Annotated in this window: 16 protein-coding genes and 1 pseudogene; 11 read left to right on the top strand and 6 right to left on the bottom strand. The window is 72.9% G+C overall.

Features of this window, described 5'->3' with window-relative positions:
- The 7 genes from ACSNOK_RS06310 (at position 1) to ACSNOK_RS06280 (ending at position 7271) form a co-directional block, all read left to right on the top strand.
- Complete coding sequence (locus ACSNOK_RS06310; protein ID WP_436779572.1) at positions 1 to 1536, top strand: peptide ABC transporter substrate-binding protein; 1536 nt, start codon at positions 1 to 3, stop codon at positions 1534 to 1536.
- Positions 1537 to 1600: 64 nt separating this feature from the next.
- Entirely contained in the window at positions 1601 to 2524 is a 924-nt protein-coding gene (locus ACSNOK_RS06305; RefSeq protein WP_436779571.1) for an ABC transporter permease, read from the top strand.
- Positions 2517 to 3521, top strand: a complete 1005-nt coding sequence (locus ACSNOK_RS06300; protein WP_436779570.1) for an ABC transporter permease — start codon at positions 2517 to 2519, stop codon at positions 3519 to 3521. The genes ACSNOK_RS06305 and ACSNOK_RS06300 overlap by 8 nt, the downstream gene beginning before the upstream one ends.
- Before the next feature lie 11 nt (positions 3522 to 3532).
- Complete coding sequence (locus tag ACSNOK_RS06295) at positions 3533 to 4519, top strand: ABC transporter ATP-binding protein (RefSeq protein WP_436779569.1); 987 nt, start codon at positions 3533 to 3535, stop codon at positions 4517 to 4519.
- Positions 4509 to 5561, top strand: a complete 1053-nt coding sequence (locus ACSNOK_RS06290; protein WP_436779568.1) for an ABC transporter ATP-binding protein — start codon at positions 4509 to 4511, stop codon at positions 5559 to 5561. The genes ACSNOK_RS06295 and ACSNOK_RS06290 overlap by 11 nt, the downstream gene beginning before the upstream one ends.
- 109 nt (positions 5562 to 5670) lie before the next feature.
- A complete protein-coding gene (locus ACSNOK_RS06285) occupies positions 5671 to 6228 on the top strand; it encodes an RNA polymerase sigma factor (RefSeq protein WP_436779567.1) in 558 nt (185 codons plus the stop codon).
- Positions 6225 to 7271, top strand: a complete 1047-nt coding sequence (locus ACSNOK_RS06280) for a hypothetical protein (RefSeq protein WP_436779566.1) — start codon at positions 6225 to 6227, stop codon at positions 7269 to 7271. The genes ACSNOK_RS06285 and ACSNOK_RS06280 overlap by 4 nt, the downstream gene beginning before the upstream one ends.
- Before the next feature lie 2 nt (positions 7272 to 7273).
- On the opposite strand, the gene ACSNOK_RS06275 is transcribed toward ACSNOK_RS06280, so the two are convergent.
- The 6 genes from ACSNOK_RS06275 to ACSNOK_RS06250 form a co-directional block, all read right to left on the bottom strand.
- The gene (locus ACSNOK_RS06275; protein ID WP_436779565.1) at positions 7274 to 8305 is read right to left on the bottom strand and encodes an ABC transporter ATP-binding protein; all 1032 of its coding nucleotides are present in this window, start codon (positions 8303 to 8305) and stop codon (positions 7274 to 7276) included.
- Positions 8302 to 9405 carry an ABC transporter ATP-binding protein gene (locus ACSNOK_RS06270; RefSeq protein WP_436779564.1) on the bottom strand — a complete coding sequence of 368 codons (1104 nt, stop codon included), beginning with the start codon at positions 9403 to 9405 and terminating at the stop codon, positions 8302 to 8304. Before ACSNOK_RS06270 ends, ACSNOK_RS06275 begins: the two co-directional genes overlap by 4 nt.
- 28 nt (positions 9406 to 9433) lie before the next feature.
- Positions 9434 to 10411, bottom strand: coding sequence for an ABC transporter permease (locus ACSNOK_RS06265; protein WP_436779563.1), 978 nt, complete (start codon positions 10409 to 10411; stop codon positions 9434 to 9436).
- A 51-nt stretch (positions 10412 to 10462) separates the two neighbouring features.
- A complete protein-coding gene (locus ACSNOK_RS06260) occupies positions 10463 to 12259 on the bottom strand; it encodes an ABC transporter substrate-binding protein (protein WP_436779562.1) in 1797 nt (598 codons plus the stop codon).
- 56 nt (positions 12260 to 12315) lie between these two features.
- Positions 12316 to 13323 (bottom strand): ABC transporter permease, encoded by a 1008-nt coding sequence (locus tag ACSNOK_RS06255; protein ID WP_436779561.1) that lies wholly within the window; start codon positions 13321 to 13323, stop codon positions 12316 to 12318.
- Positions 13324 to 13552: 229 nt separating this feature from the next.
- Complete coding sequence (locus ACSNOK_RS06250) at positions 13553 to 15673, bottom strand: alpha/beta fold hydrolase (protein WP_436779560.1); 2121 nt, start codon at positions 15671 to 15673, stop codon at positions 13553 to 13555.
- 235 nt (positions 15674 to 15908) lie between these two features.
- Between ACSNOK_RS06250 and ACSNOK_RS06245 the strand changes: the two genes are divergently transcribed.
- The 4 genes and pseudogenes from ACSNOK_RS06245 to ACSNOK_RS06230 form a co-directional block, all read left to right on the top strand.
- Positions 15909 to 16103 carry a hypothetical protein gene (locus ACSNOK_RS06245; protein WP_004954526.1) on the top strand — a complete coding sequence of 65 codons (195 nt, stop codon included), beginning with the start codon at positions 15909 to 15911 and terminating at the stop codon, positions 16101 to 16103.
- Positions 16104 to 16191: 88 nt separating this feature from the next.
- A complete protein-coding gene (gene mshB / locus ACSNOK_RS06240) occupies positions 16192 to 17148 on the top strand; it encodes an N-acetyl-1-D-myo-inositol-2-amino-2-deoxy-alpha-D-glucopyranoside deacetylase (RefSeq protein ID WP_436779559.1) in 957 nt (318 codons plus the stop codon).
- Complete coding sequence (locus ACSNOK_RS06235; RefSeq protein WP_436779558.1) at positions 17142 to 17525, top strand: DUF6113 family protein; 384 nt, start codon at positions 17142 to 17144, stop codon at positions 17523 to 17525. The genes mshB and ACSNOK_RS06235 overlap by 7 nt, the downstream gene beginning before the upstream one ends.
- Positions 17526 to 17753: 228 nt before the next feature.
- A pseudogene (locus ACSNOK_RS06230) lies at positions 17754 to 18203 on the top strand (hypothetical protein); the annotation flags it as partial.
- Positions 18204 to 19568 lie beyond the last annotated feature (1365 nt).

Raw genomic sequence — 19568 nt, 5'->3', positions numbered from 1 at the left:
TTGTGTATAAGAGACAGGGTGCGGGCGTCCTGGGGGGATCCGCAGAACGCGCTGGAGCCGGCCAACACCAACGAGGTGCAGGGCGGGAAGGTGCTCGACCTGATCTTCCGGGGGCTCAAGCGGTACGACCCCGAGACCGGCGCCGCCACGGACATGCTGGCCGAGAAGATCGAGTCGGACGATGCCCAGAACTTCACCGTCCACCTGAAGGACGGCTGGACGTTCAGCAACGGGGAGAAAGTCACCGCACAGTCGTTCGTCGACGCGTGGAATTACGCGGCGCTGGTCGACAACCGGCAGAAGAACGCCGCCTTCTTCGCCTATGTCGACGGTTACGACAAAGTGCACCCCGCCCGGGGCGAGCCCACCGCGAAAACTCTTGCCGGGCTCGTCGTCAAAGACCCCAGGACGTTCACCGTCAAGCTCCGCACCAAGTTCTCCACGTGGCCCGACACGCTCGGCTACCCGGCCTTCGCCCCGCTGCCCCGGGCCTTCTTCGAGGACCACGCGGGCTGGCTGCGGAAGCCCGTCGGCAACGGCCCGTACGCCATCGACGCCTATACGCGGGGTTCCGTCATGCGGCTCAGCAGATGGGACGGGTACCCGGGCCCGGACAAGGCGCTCAACACCGGCGTGGAACTCCGCGTCTACACCGACAACAACACCGCGTACACCGACCTCCAGGCCGGCAACATCGACCTCGTCGACGACATCCCGAGCACCCAGCTGAGAAACGTCAGGAAGGACCTCGGGAACCGTTACCTCAACCAGCCGGCCGGCATTCTCCAGACCCTCGTCTTCCCGCTGTACGACGGGAGATGGACGAAACCCGGGATGGAGAAGGTCCGGCGGGGGCTGTCCATGGCGATCGACCGGGAACAGATCACCCGGCGCATCTACCGCGGCACCCGGACCCCGGCCGGCGACTGGACGTCACCCGTCCTCGGCGACAAGGGCGGGTACAAGGCCGGGCTGTGCGGCGAGGTCTGCACCTACGACCCGGGCCGGGCCCGGCAGTTGATCCGGGAGGGCGGCGGGCTGCCCGGCGGGCGGGTCACCCTCACCTCCAACGTCGACACCGGATCCCACCGCGTCTGGATGGACGCCGTCTGCAACAGCGTCAACAACGCCCTGGGCGACGACCGGGCGTGCACCGTCAACCCCGTCGGCACCTTCGCCGACTTCCGCAACAAGATCACCCAGCAGCGGATGACCGGCCTGTTCCGCTCCGGCTGGCAGATGGACTACCCGCTCATCCAGAACTTCCTCCAGCCCACCTACTACACCGACGCCTCGTCCAACTACGGCAAGTTCAGCGACGCCCGCTTCGACCGGCTGGTCGACGAGGCCAACGCCGAGTCGGACACCGGGAAGGCGGTGGCGCGGTTCCAGGACGCCGAGCGGGTCCTCACCGAGCTGATGCCGGCCATCCCGCTCTGGTACCAGAACGGGAACGCCGGCTACACCGCCGACCTCTCCGACGTGACGCTCAACCAGTTCAGCGTGCCCGTCTACGAGCGGATCAAGGTCAGGTGACCCGCGCCGCCGAGACCGTCCGCACCGCCGCCCGACCGACGAACCGAGGACGAGGAGGGGTCCCATGGGACGGTATGTGATCCGCCGGCTGCTCCAGATGATCCCGGTGTTCATCGGCAGCACCTTCCTCATCTTCTTCATGGTCTACGCCCTCGGCGACCCCGTCGCCGCCCTCTTCGGCGACAAGGCGCCCGACCCGGCCGTCGCCGCCCGCATCCGCGCCGAGCTCTACCTCGACCAGCCGCTGTGGAAGCAGTACCTGCACTACATGGGCCAGATCCTCACCGGGGACTTCGGCACCGCCTTCACCGGGCAGCCCGTGCTGGAGCTGATGGAGGACGCCTTCCCGGTGACCCTGCGGCTGACGATCGTCGCCGTGGCCTTCGAGGTCGTCGTCGGCATCGCCCTCGGCGTGGTCAGCGGGCTGCGGCGCGGCCGGCCGGCCGACACCACCGTGCTGATGGTCACCCTGATCGTCGTCTCGGTCCCCACCTTCGTCAGCGGCTACCTCCTCCAGTACCTCTTCGGCGTGAAGTGGGCGGCCGTCTCCCCGTCCGTCTCGCCCGAGGCGACCTTCGCCGAACTGCTGCTCCCCGGCGCCGTACTGGGCCTGGTGTCGCTCGCGTACGTCACCCGGCTGACCCGCACCTCGCTCGCCGAGAACGCCCGCGCCGACTACATCCGCACCGCCGTCGCCAAGGGCCTGCCGCGCCACCGCATCGTCCTCCGGCACCTGCTCAGGAACTCGCTGATCCCCGTGGTCACCTTCATCGGCGCGGACATCGGCGCGCTGATGGGCGGCGCCATCGTCACCGAGCGGATCTTCAACATCCACGGCGTCGGATACCAGCTCTACCAGGGCATCCTCCGGCAGAACTCGCCCACGGTGGTCGGCTTCGTGACCGTCCTCGTCCTCGTCTTCCTCCTCGCCAACCTGATCGTCGACCTCCTCTACGCCGTGCTCGACCCGAGGATCCGCCATGTCTGAGCCCCCGTACCCGCGTCCCCCGGAGGAACCGGCCGTCACCGGACCCGTCAGCCCCGGCGACGGCGGCGCCGCACGGCTGGCCTCCCGCGAGGCGGAGACCCTGGAGCGGCTCCCGGACAAGCCCGCGGAGCCGGTACCGCGCGCCACCGAGAAGGCGCGCAGCCTGTGGTCCGACGCCTGGCACGACCTGCGCCGCAACCCCGTCTTCCTGCTCTCCGCCCTGGTCATCGCCTTCCTGCTGCTGATCACCGTCTGGCCGGGGCTGGTGGCGGGCGGGAACCCGCTCCAGTGCGACCTCGCCAAGTCCCAGGAAGGCTCCCAGCCCGGCCACCCCTTCGGCTTCGACGCCCAGGGCTGCGACGTCTTCACCCGCACCATCCACGGCGCTCGCGCCTCGATCACCGTCGGCGTCTGCGCCACCGCCGGCTCCGCGCTGCTCGGCAGCGTCCTCGGCGGGCTCGCCGGGTTCTACGGGGGCTGGTGGGACGCGCTGCTCTCGCGGTTCGCCGACGTCTTCTTCGGCATCCCCATCATCCTCGGCGGCCTCGTCTTCCTCTCCGTCGTCACCGGCGGCTCCGTCTGGCCCGTCGTCGGCTTCATCGTCCTGCTGGGCTGGCCGCAGATCTCCCGCATCGCGCGCGGCGCGGTCGTCGCCGCCAAGCAGCACGACTACGTCCAGGCCGCCCGCGCGCTCGGCGCCGGCGACCGGCGGCTGCTGCTCCGGCACATCGCGCCCAACGCGGTGGCCCCCGTGATCGTCGTCGCCACCATCGCCCTCGGCACCTACATCGCCCTGGAGGCCACGCTCTCGTTCATCGGCGTCGGCCTCAAACCGCCCACCGTCTCCTGGGGGATCGACATCTCCAACGCCTCCAACCAGATCCGCAACGCCCCCCACATGCTGCTCTGGCCGGCCGGATTCCTCAGCGTGACGGTGCTCGCGTTCATCATGCTCGGCGACGCGGTGCGCGACGCCCTCGACCCCAGACTGCGCTGAGGAGGCGGCCCGTGAGCGACCCGCTGCTCGAAGTCCGCGACCTGCACGTCGAGTTCCGCACCCGGGACGGCGTCGCCAAGGCCGTCAACGGCGTCAGCTGCACCGTCGAGGCGGGGGAGACGCTGGCCGTGCTCGGCGAGTCCGGGTCGGGCAAATCGGTGACCGCGCAGGCGGTGATGGGCATCCTGGACTCGCCGCCCGGCCGTGTCACCGGCGGCCAGGTCCTCTTCCGCGGCCAGGACCTGCTCACCATGGGCGCCGAGCACCGCCGCCGGCTGCGCGGCGACCGGCTGGCCATGATCTTCCAGGACGCCCTGTCGGCGCTCAACCCGGTGCTGACCGTCGGAGCCCAGCTCGCCGAGATGTACGAGGTCCACCAGGGCATGACCCGCAGGGACGCGCGGGCCCGCGCGGTCGACCTGATGGACCGGGTGCGGATCCCGGCGGCCAAGGACCGGGCCGGGGACTACCCGCACCAGTTCTCGGGCGGTATGCGGCAGCGCATCATGATCGCGATGGCGCTGGCCCTGGAGCCGGACCTGATCATCGCGGACGAGCCGACGACGGCGCTGGACGTCACCGTCCAGGCGCAGGTCATGGACCTGCTCGCGGAGTTGCAGCGCGAGTTCACCATGGGGCTCATCCTCATCACCCACGACCTCGGGGTCGTCGCCGACGTCGCCGACCGGATCGCGGTGATGTACGCGGGACGCGTCGTCGAGAACGCCCCCGTCCGCGACCTGTACGCCGCCCCCGCCCACCCGTACACCCAGGGGCTGCTGGAGTCCGTCCCGCGCCTGGACCGCAAGGGCAGGGAGCTGCACGCGATCAAGGGGCTGCCGCCCAGCCTGGTGGACATCCCGCCCGGCTGCCCCTTCAACCCCCGCTGCCCCAGGGCCCGGGACGTCTGCCGCACCGACCGGCCGCCGCTCTTCCCGGTGGCACCCGGCCGCAGCAGCGCCTGCCACTTCTGGAAGGAGACCCTCGATGCGAGCTGACGGCGGGGCCGTCCTGGAGGTGCGCGACCTGGTCAAGCACTACCCGCTGACCCGGGGCGTCCTCGTCCGCCGGCAGACCGGCGCCGTCCGGGCCGTCGACGGCGTCTCCTTCGACCTGCGCCGCGGCGAGACCCTCGGTGTCGTCGGCGAGTCGGGCTGCGGCAAGTCCACCCTGGCCCGGCTGCTCGTCAACCTCGAACGGCCCACCGCCGGAAGCATCCTGTACAAGGGTGAGGACATCACCAAGCTGTCGGGCCGGGCGCTGAAGGCGGTCCGGCGCAACATCCAGATGGTGTTCCAGGATCCGTACACCTCGCTCAACCCCCGGATGACCGTCGGCGACATCATCGGCGAGCCCTTCGACATCCACCCCGAGGTGGCCCCCAAGGGCGACCGGCGCCGGCGGGTACGGGAGCTGCTGGAGGTCGTCGGCCTCAGCCCCGAGCACGTCAACCGCTATCCGCACCAGTTCTCCGGCGGCCAGCGGCAGCGCATCGGCATCGCCCGCGGGCTCGCCCTGCGCCCCGAGATCATCGTCGCCGACGAGCCCGTCTCGGCGCTGGACGTCTCCGTCCAGGCCCAGGTCGTCAACCTGCTGGAACGGCTCCAGGACGAGTTCGAGCTGTCGTACGTCTTCATCGCCCACGACCTGTCCGTCGTCCGGCACATCTCCGACCGGGTGGCCGTGATGTACCTCGGCCGGCTGGTGGAGGCGGGTACGGACGTCCAGATCTACGACCACCCCACGCACCCCTACACCCAGGCGCTGCTCTCCGCCGTGCCCGTCCCCGACCCGTCCGTCCGCACCCGCCGCGACCGCATCCTGCTGGTGGGCGACGTCCCCTCGCCGGCCAACCCGCCGTCCGGCTGCCGCTTCCGCACCCGCTGCTGGAAGGCGCGGCGCCGGTGCGCCGAGGAGGTGCCGGCACTGGCGGTCCCGGAGGGCTTCCGGGAGAGCGGCGGCCCGGCGGCGCACGTGTCCGCCTGCCACTACGCGGGGGAGCGGCGGGTGGTGCCGACGGCGGTGGAAGGGGAGGAGTGAGAACGGCGTAGCCCCGCTTCCTCCCCGAGCCCCGCGAACGCTCTCCCCGCCGGCTGACAAGTACGGTCCGAGGGTCGCTGACCACGCGGCCGGGGAAGGGAGGTGGCCGGTGGAATCCGACGACGAGTTGCTGGCGCGCTCGGCAGGGGAGGCGCGGGCCTTCGAGCCGCTGGTCGGGCGGCACGCGGCCGCGCTGCACGGGTACTTCGCGCGCCGGGCGCCCGGGGCGGCGGACGACCTGCTCGCGGAGGCGTGGCTCCAGGCGTTCACGGCGCGCGGGACGTACGACCCGGCACGCGGCACGGCACGCGCCTGGCTGTTCGGGGTGGCCCGCAACGTACTGGCGGCGCATTGGCGCGGGGAGGTCCGGCACCGGCGGACCGCACCGGCGGACGAGCCGAGCAGCGACCCCTGGCACGCGGTCGACCGGCGGCTGGACGCGGCGGCGGTGGCGCCGCTGATCCGCGACACCCTCGCGGAACTCCCGCACGTGGAACGGGAGCTGATGCTCCTCGTCGCCTGGGAGCAGCTGAGCCCCACCGAGGCCGCCGCCGTGGTCGGCATCCCCGCCGGCACGGCCCGCTCCCGGCTGCACCGCGCGCGGACCCGGCTGCGCGCGGTCCTCGGCCCGTCCCGGAAGCTCCCCCTGACAGGAGACCTCACATGAGTGGGAACGACCGCAACGACAGCGAGGAACAGGACTTCCTGGACTTCCCCGGCGCCGACCGGCTGCGCGCGGCCGGCCGAGTCGACCCCCCGCACCCGGACGCCGTCGCGGCGGCCCTGGACGCCGTACGGGCCGCCGTCCGGGCCGAGGAGCGCGGCGCGGCGCCGCGGGCCGGCACGCGCGCGCCGGACACGGGCGGCGCGGTGCCGCTCCGCGCCCACTGGCGCCGCCGCGCGCCGATGCTCGTCTCCGCCGCCGCGGTGGTGGCCGTCGCCGTGGGGGCGGCCGTCTGGTTCGGGCCGGGGGACGGCGAGGGGCGGGTCCGTCCGGCGAAGACGGCGGCCCAACCGGCGGAAGAGGTCGCTCCGTACTGGGAGGTGCGGACCGAGTACCTGCACCAGGACAAGGGGTTCCGGCTCCCCGTGGAGCGCGGCACCACGTGGCACAGCCAGGACGGGGTCTGGGAGCGGAAGGACGGCGAGTCCCCGCGCCGGGAGAGCGCCAAGGGCGACCTGAACACCGAGTTCCGGGTGAACGGCACGGTCATCCCCTGGAACGACTTCGCGAACCTGCCCGCCGATCCGAAGGCGCTCAAGGAGAAGTTCGGCTACCAGGGGCCCAAGGAGAACGATATGAGCCTGGGCGGTTACTTCTTCAGCATCGAGAACGTGCTCGCCCAGTCGCCCGCTCCGTCCCGGGTCCGGGCCGCCTTCGCCGACCTGTTGGCGTCCACTCCGGGTGTGCGGGCGGTCGGCACGGTGAAGGACACCAAGGGACGGACCGGCACGGGCATCGACTACATCAGCGAGAACCAGCGGTTCAGGCTGATCCTCGACCAGCGCACCCACCGCCTTCTCGAGTCGGCCGAGACGCTGGTGGCGGACGCCGCCCCGGACGACCACTTCTGGGCCGGCCGCAAGGGGGGAACGCTGCTCGGGCGCACCACGTACCTGGTGTCCCGGCCGTTGTGGAAGAAGCCCGCCGAACTGGAGACGGAGGCGGCCCGGCCGTCCTCCTCCCGGCGGCCGACGGGGAACGGCTGACGTCAGGGCGTGCGGTCTCGGCCGCGCGCCACCGGCTCCGGAAAATGACAAGCAGACAAATGTCCCTCCCTGCTCCCCTCCGCCCGCACCAGCGGCGGCTCCTCCGTGGCGCACTTCTCCGCCGCCTTCCAGCAGCGCGTCCGGAAGCGGCAGCCGGACGGCGGGGAGACCGGGGAGGGGACGTCGCCGGTGAGGCGGATGCGGTCGGGGGCGGCGGGGGGCTCCGTCGCCGCGCCCGGTTCCGGGACCTCGGGGACGGCGGAGAGCAGGGCGTGGGTGTACGGGTGCCGGGGGCGGCCGTAGATGTCGTCACGCGGGCCCACCTCGACGATCCGGCCCAGGTACATCACCGCCACCCGCTGCGAGAAGTGCCGGACGACGGCGAGGTCGTGGGCGATGAACAGGAAGGCGATGCCCAGTTCCCGGCGCAGGGTCTTCAGCAGGTTGACGACCTGTGCCTGGATGGACACGTCCAGGGCGGAGACCGGCTCGTCCGCGATGATCACCTTGGGGTCGAGGGCGAGCGCGCGGGCGATGCCGACGCGCTGCCGCTGGCCGCCGCTGAACTCGTGCGGGAAGCGGTTGTAGTGCTCGGGGTTGAGGCCCACGGTGTCCAGCAGTTCCCGGACCCGGGCCTCCCGGCCGCCGGGCGGGCGGATGCCGTTGACCTCCATCGGACCGGCGATGATCCGGCCCACGGTCTGCCGCGGGTTGAGCGAGGAGTACGGGTCCTGGAAGATCATCTGGATCTGGGAGCGGACGGGCGCGAGCCGCCGGCGGTCCGCGTGGGTGATGTCCTCACCCTGATAGGTGATCCGGCCCGCCGTCGGTTCCAGCAGCCGGGTGAGCAGCCGGCCGGTGGTCGACTTGCCGCAGCCGGACTCGCCGACGAGGCCGAACCCCTCCCCGGCCCGGACCGCCAGGTCGACGCCGTCCACGGCCCGTACCGCGCCCACCCTGCGCCGGATCGGGAAGCCGCCCAGGACCGGGAAGTGCTTGGTCAGCCCCTCGGCGACCAGGATGTCGTCCGTCATGCCTCGCTCCTCGGACCGGCCGGCGCCGGGGGCCGTTCGATGAACTGGGGGTGCCGCCGGCCGGGCGGCAGGTGGCAGGCCGCGCCGCGGCCGGCCGGCAGCTCCGGGCGCTCGGTGGCGCAGCGGTCGCCCGGCACCTCCCCGGTCCAGGCGCAGCGCGGGTGGAAGGGGCAGCCGGGCGGCGGGGCCAGCAGGCTGGGCGGCGCGCCCGGGACGGGCACCAGCGGCGCCTCCGGGTCGGAGGTCAGCCGGGGCATCGAGCCCAGCAGCCCCCAGGTGTAGGGGTGCCGCGGGTCGCGCAGCACCTCGCGCACGGTGCCGCGCTCCACTGCCCGTCCGGCGTACATCACCAGCAGGTCGTCCGCCGTGCGGGCGACGACGCCCAGGTCGTGGGTGATGAGGACGATCGCCGAACCGGTCTCCCGCTGGAGCTCCTTGAGCAGGTCGAGGATCTGCGCCTGGACGGTGACGTCCAGGGCGGTGGTGGGTTCGTCGGCGATCAGGAGTTCGGGGTCGCAGACCAACGCCATCGCGATCATGGCGCGTTGGCGCATGCCGCCCGAGAACTGGTGCGGGTAGTCGTCGACGCGCCGCGCGGCGTGCGGGATGCCGACCCGGTCCAGCATCTCGACCGCCCGCAGCCGGGCCGCGCGCCGGGAGGCGCCGGTGTGCTTGCGGTACGGCTCGGCGATCTGCCGGCCGACCGTGTAGTAGGGGGAGAGGGCGGTCAGCGAGTCCTGGAAGACCATCGCCGCCTTGACGCCGCGCAGCCGCTCCAGCGTGGTCTCGGACGCGCCCGTCACCTCCTTCCCGTCCAGCAGCACCTGCCCGGTGATCTCGGTGCTGCGCGGGTCGTGCAGGCCGAGCACGGTGAGGGCGGTGACGGACTTGCCGGAGCCGGACTCGCCGACGATGCCGAGCGTGCGTCCGCGCTCGACGTCGAGGGAGAGGCCGTCGACGGCCTTGACGACGCCGTCCTCGGTCCGGAAGCGGACGCGCAGGTCGCGGATGGAGAGGAAGGGGGCGGAGGGCGGCTGCGTCTCCGCGGGGGCGCGAGGCGGCCGCGCTTCCGCGGGGCCGGGCGGCGGGCTGGCGTTCATCGGGGCGCTCCTTGCCTGTCCTGGGGCCTCAACCGAGCCGCACGCGCGGGTCGATCACCGCGTACGCCGCGTCCACGACGATGTTGGCGACGACGATCGCCGTGCAGGCGACCAGCATCACGGCCATCAGCGTGGGCAGATCGGTCTCGCTCACAGAGGAGACGGCGAGCCGGCCGAGCCCGTGCAGGCTAAAGGTGAACTCGGTGACGATCGCCCCGCCGAACAGCGAGCCCAGGTCGATGCCGAAGAGGGTGACGATCGGTGTCAGCGCGCCCCGCCAGGCGTAGCGGAAGAAGACCGTGCGGCGGCCGAGGCCCTTGGCGCGGGCGGTACGGACGTGGTCCTCGGAGAGCTGCTCGATCATCTGGGAGCGCGTCATCCGGCTGTAGTTGGCGATAAAGATGATCGACAGCACCAGCCAGGGGATGATCATCCCGGTGAACCACTTCACCGGGTCCTCGGTGATCGGGTGGTACGCCGGGTTGTCGAACCAGTGCAGTCCGCTGACGAACACGGCGAGCGCGACGACGCCCACGAAGTAGATCTGGAGCGAGTTGCCGATCAGCGACAGCGAGCTGAAGAACTTGTCGATCCAGGTCCCCCGGAAGGCGGCGGCGACCATCCCGATGCCGACGCCCACGACGAGGAAGACGACGGCCCCGCCCAGGGCGATCGACAGGGTGGTCGGGAAGCGGTCCACGATGGTGTCCCAGACCGGCTGCTGGTTGGAGAACGAGTAGCCGAGGCAGGGCGCCGGGCAGTGGCCCACCGAGAAGTCGCGGCCGGTGAAGATGCCGGTCATGTAGTGCCAGTACTGGACGGGCACCGGGTCGTCCAAGCCCAGATTCCGGCGGATCTCGGCCAGCGCGTCGGGGGTGCAGTTCTTCCCGCACGACATCAGGGCGGGCTCGGAGGGCAGCGCGAAGAACAGGAAGAACGTGATCGCGCTGATCAGCAGGACGATGACGATCGCGCCGAGGAACCGGCGGGCGAGGAATCTCAGCATGGCTGCGCGCTCTTCACGGGCCGGGGCGGGTACGGGACGGGGATGGGCGGCTCACTTCACGTACACCCCGGTGGGATCCACGGACCCGTACACCGGGTGGTACTTGACGCCGCCGAGTCCCGAACCCCACAGCGAGAACTGCCGGTTGTAGAAGGTGGGCACGCCCGGGACGTCGTCGGTGAGGATCCGGTCCGCCAGCTTCTGCCACTCGGCGCCCGCCCGCTTCACCTCGGTGATCTTCAGGATGCGGTCGATCTCCGCGTTGACCTTGGGGTCGTCGAGGTGGCCGTAGTTCTGTGAGCCGTCGGCGATCTGCCGGCCGTCGAACAGCGGCGGGACGACGGTCGAGGAGACGGGCCAGTCGGCGCCCCAGGAGGTGCGGTAGATGTCGAACTTGTTGCCCACCTCGGAGATGGAGGTCCGCCAGGTGTTGGCGTCGATCTCCTTCTTCTGCACCTTGAAGCCCGCGCGTTCCAGGGCCTGGGTGACGACGACGGACACCTTCTGCTGTACGTCCGTGTTGGCGTACGCGAAGACGATCTCCTGTCCCTCCTTCCCCGCCTCCTTCAGCAGGGCCCGGGCCTTCTCCGGGTCGCCGGCGGGTTTGGCCTTCTTCCCGTAGGGGTCGGTCGGCTGGTAGCCGTCCATGGCGGGGGAGAGGTAGTTGGTGGCGATGACGCCGGCGCTCGCCCCGCCGTTCTGCTGGAGGATCTGCCCGTTGGGCATGGCGTAGGCGAGGGCCTTGCGGACCTTGACGTCCTTGAGGCGGGTGGTGTTGAAGGAGATGTAGTCGACGTAGGGCTGGATCTCCAGCAGCCGGCGCGCCTTGGTGTCCTTCTGGCCCAGGACCTTCTCGGTCATCTCGGGGGCCACGGCGTTGCTGTACGAGAGGGCGGTCCGGTCCCCGCCCTGGTCGGCGAGGAACCGCCGCGTGGAGTCGGCGAGTTGATGGCCGAAGCTGACCTCGAACCGGTCGGCGTACTGGTGCCGGATCGGGTCGGTCTTCGGATCCCAGTGCTCGTTGCGCACCAGGGTGAGCGACTTGCCGACCTTGTAGCTGCCCACCTTGTAGGGCCCCGAGGAGAAGGGCGCGTTGTCGTACTTGCGCTGTCCGTCCTTCTCCGCCTTCACCGCGCCCACGTTGGGCATGGCCGTCGCGTACGGGGTGTCCGCGTGCGGCGCGCGGAAGTGGAAGACGATCGTTTTGTCGTCCGGGGTGTCCAGGACGGACGGCGGCAGGTGCTTGCCCCCGTACGGGCCGTCGGGCAGCGCCTTGCGGAAGTCGTTGCCGTCCCCGGAGAGCCACTGCGGGATGTAGAGCGGACCGTCGGTCTCGAAGGAGGCGTAGAGCCGCTCGATCCCCCACCGGATGTCCTTGGACGTGATCGGGGACCCGTCCTCGAACTTCAGCCCCTCCTTGAGGGTGAACTTCCAGGTCTTTCCGCCGTCCGACGAGGTGCCGGAGTCCGTCGCCAGGTCACCGACGACCTTCACCCGCCCCTTGTCGTCGATCTTGTACGAGGTGAGGGAGCGGTTGTAGAGCATCTGGTTGGTCAGGACGTCGACGAAGTAGATCTGGCCCGGGTCGAGGTGGTTGAAGGCGTCCCGCTGGAGGACGGTGACCGTGCCGCCCTTCTTCGCGCCCGGCACCTCGGGGGCCGGACCGGCGGCGTCGGCGGCGGTGCCGACGGAGTAGTTGGCGGAGACGGTCTTGTCCTCGCCGGGGCCCTCGCTCTTCCCGTCGCCCCCGCCCCCTCCCCCGCCTCCGCTGCTGCACGCGGAGACCACCAAGGCCCCGGCGGCGGCCAGGGTCATGAGATAAGGGGCCTTGCGTTCGAGTCTCCTCATGGGGTGCACCTGCCTGTCCGTGTGGTGACATTGCCGTGCCGTGCCGTGCTGTGCCCTCAGCGCCGGGTCCGGGGGTCGAACGCGTCCCGGACGGAGTCCCCGAGGAGGTTGAAGGCCACCACGAAGAGGATCATCGCTATCCCGGGGAAGAAGATGTAGGTGATGTCGCTCTCGTAGTACTTGGCGCCGTTGGCGAACATCCGCCCCCAGTCGGGCGTGGGCTCCACGATGCCCACGCCGATGAAGGACAGGCCCGCCTCCGCGGTGACCAGGGCGGGGAGCATCAGGGTGGACTGGACGAGGATCGGCGTCCAGAGGTTGGGCAGCAGTTCCCGGGTGATGATCCGCCACGGGGACGCTCCGGTCACCTTGGCCGCTTCGACGAACTCCCGTTCCCGCAGGCTCAGTACCTGCCCGCGCAGCAGCCGCGCCAACCCCATCCAGCCCAGCGCCCACAGCACCACGATCAGGGTCACGACCCGGAGATAGGTCGGGGTCTCCTTCTCCGGGCTCACGAACAGCGAGTAGACGACCGGGGTGAACGCGACGAACGACAACTGCTGCGGAAAGGCGAGCAGGAGGTCGATGAAGCGTCCCAGGAAGTAGTCCGTCCGCCCGCCGGCGTACCCGGCCGTCACCCCGATCAGCACCCCCGTCACCACGCACAGCGCGGTGGCTGCCGCGGCGATCAGCAGCGAGGTACGGATGCCGTAGACGAGCTGCGTCAGCACGTCCCGGCCCAGCGTCGGCTCGATACCGAACCAGAACCGGCCGGAGATCCCCCCGTTGGGGGCGATCGGGTAGCCGTACTCGTTCAGCAGCCCGGTCTCGTCCAGCCCGTACGTCGCCGTCGGGTTCTTCCCGTACAGCATCGAGATCAGCGGGGCCGCCGCCGCGACGGCGAAGAAGAACAGCACCACGCAGGCCGAGACGACGCCCGCGCGGTCGCGCCGGAACCGCAGCCACATCAGCCGTCCCGGGGAGCGGCCCGCCGGTTCCGCCGGCACGGCGGGTGCCGTCCCGGCGGCCGGGAGGGGAGGAACGGCCGGAGAATGACTCGTCATCGCGCGGCCCCCCGCTGTTCGTGTCGGTTGCACGGGACTGTGGCAACGGCGTCACCGCGCAGTCAAGAGGGCTGCGGTGGGCGGTGTGCTCGGCCGGGGCCCGCGGGGGCCCTTCCGCCGGACGGGCCGCATCGGCCCGTCCGGCGTTCGAGGACGACCGCGCGGAGCGCGGTCCCGGGGGCGCGGGGGCTCGCCCCGCGAGAAGCGGTGAAAGGGCGGGGCCGGGCCCTTACTCGCCCAATGACCGCCGCAGGAAGTCCACCTGCAACAACAGCAGGTTCTCCGCCACCCGCTCCTGCGGAGTCATGTGCGTCACCCCGGAGAGCGGCAGCACCTCGTGCGGCCGCCCCTCCGCCAGCAGCGCCGACGACAGCCGCAACGTGTGCGCCGCGACCACGTTGTCGTCGGCCAGCCCGTGGATGAGCATCAGAGGACGCCGCTCCTCGGCGGCCCCCGACAGCCCCCGCTCGGTGACGAGCGAGTTCCGGTCGTAGACCTCGGGCCGCTCGTCCGGCAGGCCCAGGTACCGCTCCGTGTAGTGCGTGTCGTACAGCCGCCAGTCGGCGACCGGCGCCCCCGCGATGCCCGCGTGGAAGACGTCCGGGCGGCGGAGGACGGCGAGGGCGGCCAGGTAGCCGCCGTAGGACCAGCCGCGGATGGCGACGCGGTCCAGGTCGAGGGGGAAGCGGCCGGCGAGCCCGTGGAGGGCGGCGACCTGGTCGTCCAGGGTGACGCCGGCGAAGTCGTCGCGGATCGCCTTCTCCCAGGCGGGGGAGGTGTGCGGGGTGCCCCGGCCGTCGGCGACCACCACCGCGAAGCCCTGGTCGGCGAACCACTGGGAGGTGAGGTGCGCGTTGTGCGCGGCGACCACCCGCGGGCCATGGGGTCCCCCGTAGGGGTCCATCAGGACGGGCAGCGGACCGTCACCCTCCCGGTAACCGGTCGGCAGCAGCACGGCACACGGGATCCCGCGATCCCCCGCCCGGGTGAACCGGGGGCGCGCGGAGAGCACAGGGGTCTCGGCGAGCGACGCCACGGTGGCCACCGGCTTGCCGTCCCGCAGGACGACGGCCTCGCTGCCCGGGCGGTCCGGCACGGCCGACACCAGGACCGTGACCGCCCCGGAGCGCACCGCGGAGTGCCACCCGCGCCGGTCGGAGAGGCGTTCCGCGCCCCCTTCGCCGATCCGCCAGACGTGCGCCGCGCCCGGCTCCGGATCGTCGGCGGCGGCCCCGGCGGACGCTCTGACCAGCACCGACTCATCGGTGATGTCGAGTACGCCGTGGACGAACAACTCGGGTCCGGTGAGCGTCCGTTCACCGACCACCAGGGCGCGCGCCCCGTCGACGTCGGCGATCCGCACCAGCCGGCCGTCCGGCGTCCACGCGGGGACGCCGGAGAAAAGATCCAGCCATTTCGCCGGGTCCTCCTCGGTGAGGAGCGCGCGGGTGGCGCCGGTGGTGGTGTTCACCTCCAGGACCGCCTGCGCGCGCTGGTCGCGCGTCTGCACCAGCAACAGCGGCGGGCCGGCCGCCGACCAGTGCGCCCGGGCCAGGTACGGGAAGCGGTCGCGGTCCCAGGTGACGTCCGTCCGGGAACCGTCCAGTCCGAGCAGGGCCAGCGACACCTCCGCGTTCGGGGTGCCGGCGGCGGGGTAGGCGACCTCGGCCGGCGCCTGGTCCGGCCGGGCGGGGTCGGCGATCCACCAGCGGCGCACCGGCGCGTCGTCCACCCGGGCCGCCAGCAGCGCGTCGCCGTCCGGAGACCACCAGTACCCCTGCGACCGGTCCATCTCCTCCGCCGCGACGAACTCCGCCAGCCCCCACGTGACACCCGCCGCGTCCGGCTCCGCCAGCGGCCGGTCCCCGCCGCCGTCGGCCTCCACTACGCGCAGCGCCCCGCCCGCGACGTACGCCACGTGCCGGCCGTCGGGCGACGGCCGCGGGTCCGCGACCGGCCCGGGGACGGGGAGTTCGACGGCGCTCCCGCCCTGGAGCTCGGCGACGAAGAGCCGCCCCGACAGAGCGAAGGCCGCCAACTCGGCGGCGTCGTCCACCGCGTAGTTCACGATGCCCGCCGAGCCCTCGCGCGCCCGCTCGCGCCGCGCGCGCTCCTCGGGCGACAACTCCTCGTCCGCGCCGCCCAGCAGCACCGCGGGGTCGCCCGCGGGATACTCCCGGCCGTCGTCGAGGTCGAGCACCCACAGCACATGGGAGCGGTCGGTACCGGAGCGGGAGCGCAGGAAGACGACGCGCGAGCCGTCCGGCGCCACGGTGAACGCCCGTGGCGCACCCAGGGTGTAGCGCTGCGTCCGGGCGTACTGGCGGGGGAACGAGAGCTGTCCGGTCATACGGCCGAGCCTAGGGCCGGCCGGTGCCGCGCGGCGAGAAGTCACCGTGCGCCCCGGGCGTGCTCCTGTGCACCGAGTCACGAGAGCTGCGCGGAAAGTTATGATCCCTCACGCAGAGGGGGCGTCCCCGTACCGCGTCCCCGCATCCCCGCCGCGTGCCTCCACGGGCGTGCGCGCCGTTCGACCTGCCGTCCGTCTGCCGTCCGTTCGACCGCGTATCTGGAGGTGAACCGCTGTGGCGCTCTCGATTTCGGCGGTGGTGCTGCTGGCGATCATCGTGATCCTGCTCTGCCGGAAGTCGGGGCTGAAGGCGGGTCACGCCGCGATCTGTGTCCTCCTGGGGTTCTACCTCGCGAGCTCGACCGTCGCCCCCACCCTCCACCAGCTGACGAAGAGCGTCACGGCGATGATCGGCGGTATCAAGTTCTGACCGTTCCGGCGGGCGTCCGGGGCCCGGGCGCCCCGGCGGGCCCGCGGTCGGCTGCCGCGCGGTGCCGTCCGGCTCGTAGGCTGTTCCCATGACCGACCTTCCCGGCCGCCGGCTGCTCCTGGTGCACGCGCACCCGGACGACGAATCGATCAACAACGGCGCGACCATGGCCAAGTACGCGGCCGAGGGTGCCCACGTCACCCTGGTGACCTGCACGCTCGGCGAGGAGGGCGAGGTGATCCCGCCGGGCCTCGCCCACCTCGCGGCCGACCGGGAGGACGCCCTCGGCGCCCACCGCGCCGGCGAACTGGCCGCGGCGATGAAGGAGCTCGGCGTCACCGACCACCGCTTCCTGGGCGGCCGGGGGCGCTACCGGGACTCCGGGATGATGGGCGCGCCGCAGAACGACCGGCCCGGCAGTTTCTGGAGAGCGGACGTCGACGAGGCCGCCGCGTCCCTCGTAGAGGTGATTCGCGAGGTCCGTCCGCAGGTGCTGGTCACCTATGACCCGCACGGCGGCTACGGCCACCCCGATCACATCCAGGCGCACCGGGTGGCCATGCGGGCGGTGGAGCTGGCGGCCGAGACCGCGTTCCGCCGGGACCTCGGCGCGCCCCACGAGGTGGCCAAGGTCTACTGGAACTGCGTACCGCGCTCGGTCGTCGAAGCGGGCTTCGCGCGGCTGCGCGAGGCCGGGGCGGCGGGCACCCCTCCGTTCCCCGGGGTCGCCGCGCTCGACGACGTGCCGGGCGTGGTCCCGGACGACGAGGTGACGGCCGCTCCGCCCACCGCCGCCCACGCCGCGGCGAAGGCGGCGGCCATGCGGGCGCACGCCACCCAGATCGTGGTGGACGGTCATTTCTTCGCCCTGTCCAACGGGCTGGGCCAGCCGCTTCTGGCCGACGAGTACTACCGCCTCGTGCGCGGCGCGGCGGCGGCCGGCCCGGGGGAGCGGGAGGACGACCTGTTCGCCGGCGTCGCGGACGCGGCGGGCGGGGCCGCTACCGCGCCGGGCCGCGCCGAGGGGCCGGGTGTGCCGTGCTGACCGGAACCCTGACGGCCGGGAAGGTCGCCTCCCACCTGGGCCTCCTCGTCCTCGGCTTCCTGGTCGGGGTGGCGGGCGCGCTGGTGCAAGGCGCCTGGTTCCCCGGCGGGTTGCTGCTCGCCCTGCTGGCCGTCGGCGGCCTCTGCTACGGCGGACGGGTGCTGACGGGCGGCCGGACGGGTGCCGCCGTGGGCGGCGTCGGCTGGCTGCTCGCGGTGCTGCTGCTCGCCCTCAACCGTCCCGAGGGGGACTTCCTGTTCGAGGCCGGTCTCGGGGCGAACGTCTTCATGCTGGGCGGGATGATCGTCGTTGTGATCTGCGCCACCCTGGTGCGGAATCCGCAACCGAACGGGCGCGGCAGCCGACTTGGCCCGTGAGGCGACTGTTTCGTCCGGCGTTTCGCCTGACTTTTCCTTGATGTCGCCCGCCCCCGTGCGGGCCGCGACGGTGCGTATCGCCTGTGGGCGGCCGGGGTATCCGGCGGTCGTCAAGTGCGCGCCCGCGGTGCCCAGTATGGTGGTGGCGCCGCCGAGCCCCCCTGACCTTGGGCATGGGCGACCCCGGAGAGGTCGGAGGGCGGCGGAGAATAACCGGGAGAACCTGCTTTGAGCCGAGAATCTGACAGTCCGTCCTCCGGGCCCCAGGGCCGCGGTGGCGCCGCGTACCCGTCGGGGACTCAGCCCTACGGGTCCGGGGGCGACAGCCGGCCGCACACCGGCCGCAAGCCGGACGCGCCGAAGACCGAGACCACGCTGACCACGCGGATCCGTATCAACATCCCGGGTTCGCGCCCCATCCCGCCGGTCGTGATGCGCACCCCCGTGGGTGACGAGGCACAGGCCGGCGAGGCGGCCGAGGCCCCCGGGACTTCCGGGGCCCCTGGGGCCTCCGGAGCCCCCGAGGCCGCGGCGCGGCAGCGTGACGCGAACGAGCGTCCGCAGGCCGCCGCGCCCGCCCGGCGGGCCGAGCCGCCCGCCGCCGCCCCGGCCGCCGAGCCGGAGCGCCCGGCCGAGAAGACCAGCGACTGGTTCGCGCCCCGCAAGCCGGCCGGCGGTTCCACGCCGCCCGCCGGTACCCCCGCGGCCGGCGCGAACGGCCTGCCCCGCCGCACCCCGGCGCCGCGCGGCGCGGTGCCCGGCACCGGCGCGGGCCCCGCCACGGGCGCGGCCCCCGGCATACCGCGCGACCTCGCCGGCGGCGGCGCCGCCCCGCACCCGCCGCTGCCCGGCGACCCGTCCGGGACGGGTGCCGTGCCGCGCCCGGGCGCCCAGGACGGCGGCCCGTGGTCCGGCGGTGCCGGTACGTCCGGTGGTCCGGGTACGTCCGGTGGTCCCGGTACGTCCGGTGACCCGTTCGGCGGTGGAGCCCAGTCCCAGTCCCCGTACCCGCAGGCCCAGCAGGCCCAGCAGTCCCACCAGAGCCACCAGAGCCACCAGAACCGGCAGACGCCGGGTCACTGGCCGGGCGACCCGGCGACGACCGGGTCCGGGCCCGTCCCCGGCGATCCGTTCGCCCACCCGGCGCAGGGTCAGGGCGCCCACCCCGGAACGGGCGGTGGCCAGGCCCCCGGCCAGGGCGGCGCGCCCTGGCCCGGCGGCCCGGAGACCACCGGCGCCATGCCCGTACCGGGCGACCCGTCCGTCACCGGCGCCACGCCGCGGCCCGATGACCCCTTCGGCACCACCCCGGCCACCGGGGGAGCGCCCTGGACCGCCGACGCGCTGACGGGCAACGCCCCGTCCCGCCCCGGCGGTCCGCAGGCGCCCGGCGGCCCGTCGTGGAACGGCCCCGGGAGCGGACCGGCGCACGCGCCGGGCGCGCCCGAGACCACCCAGCAGTTCCCCGCGCCGGGCCCGGGACCGTTCCCCGGCCAGGGCCAGGGCCAGACCCCCGGTCAGGGCGGTCAGGGCCCCCGGCTGCCGTTCCCCGTCGGCAACCGGACGGACACCCCGCACGACGGCTTCCCCGTGGTGCCGCCGCCCGTGGGGCAGTCCCCGGTCGTGCCGCCGCCCGCGCCCTCGCGGAAGCGGGACGAGAACCAGGGCCCGAAGCAGAACCAGAAGCAGGGCAAGAAGAAGAAGGGTGCCGCCAAGGGCGCCCCGCAGGCCGGTCAGCAGGCCGGTCAGCAGCAGCGGTCCGGCCCGAAGGTGCCGCCGCCCGGCCCCACCGGCTCCGTGCCGCCGCCGCCCGGCGCCGCGCGCCCGAACCCGGCCGCGGAGACGCTGGTCAGCGGCGTGCCGCCGGTGACCGCGCCCAACGGGCCGAAGGCTCCGGGCGGCCCGAAGCCGCCGCTCGACGGTGGCGCGCCCCGCGTCGCCGTGCCCAAGCCGCCCGTCGACAGCGGTGCGCCGCGCATCGCCGTCCCCAAGCCCAAGGCGGGCGCGCCCGGCGCCCAGGGCGGCCCGTCGGTGCCCAAGCCC

The organism is Streptomyces sp. URMC 126 (assembly GCF_051386555.1).
GTDB lineage: Bacteria > Actinomycetota > Actinomycetes > Streptomycetales > Streptomycetaceae > Streptomyces.
This window is presented reverse-complemented; position numbering and strand designations above follow the sequence as displayed.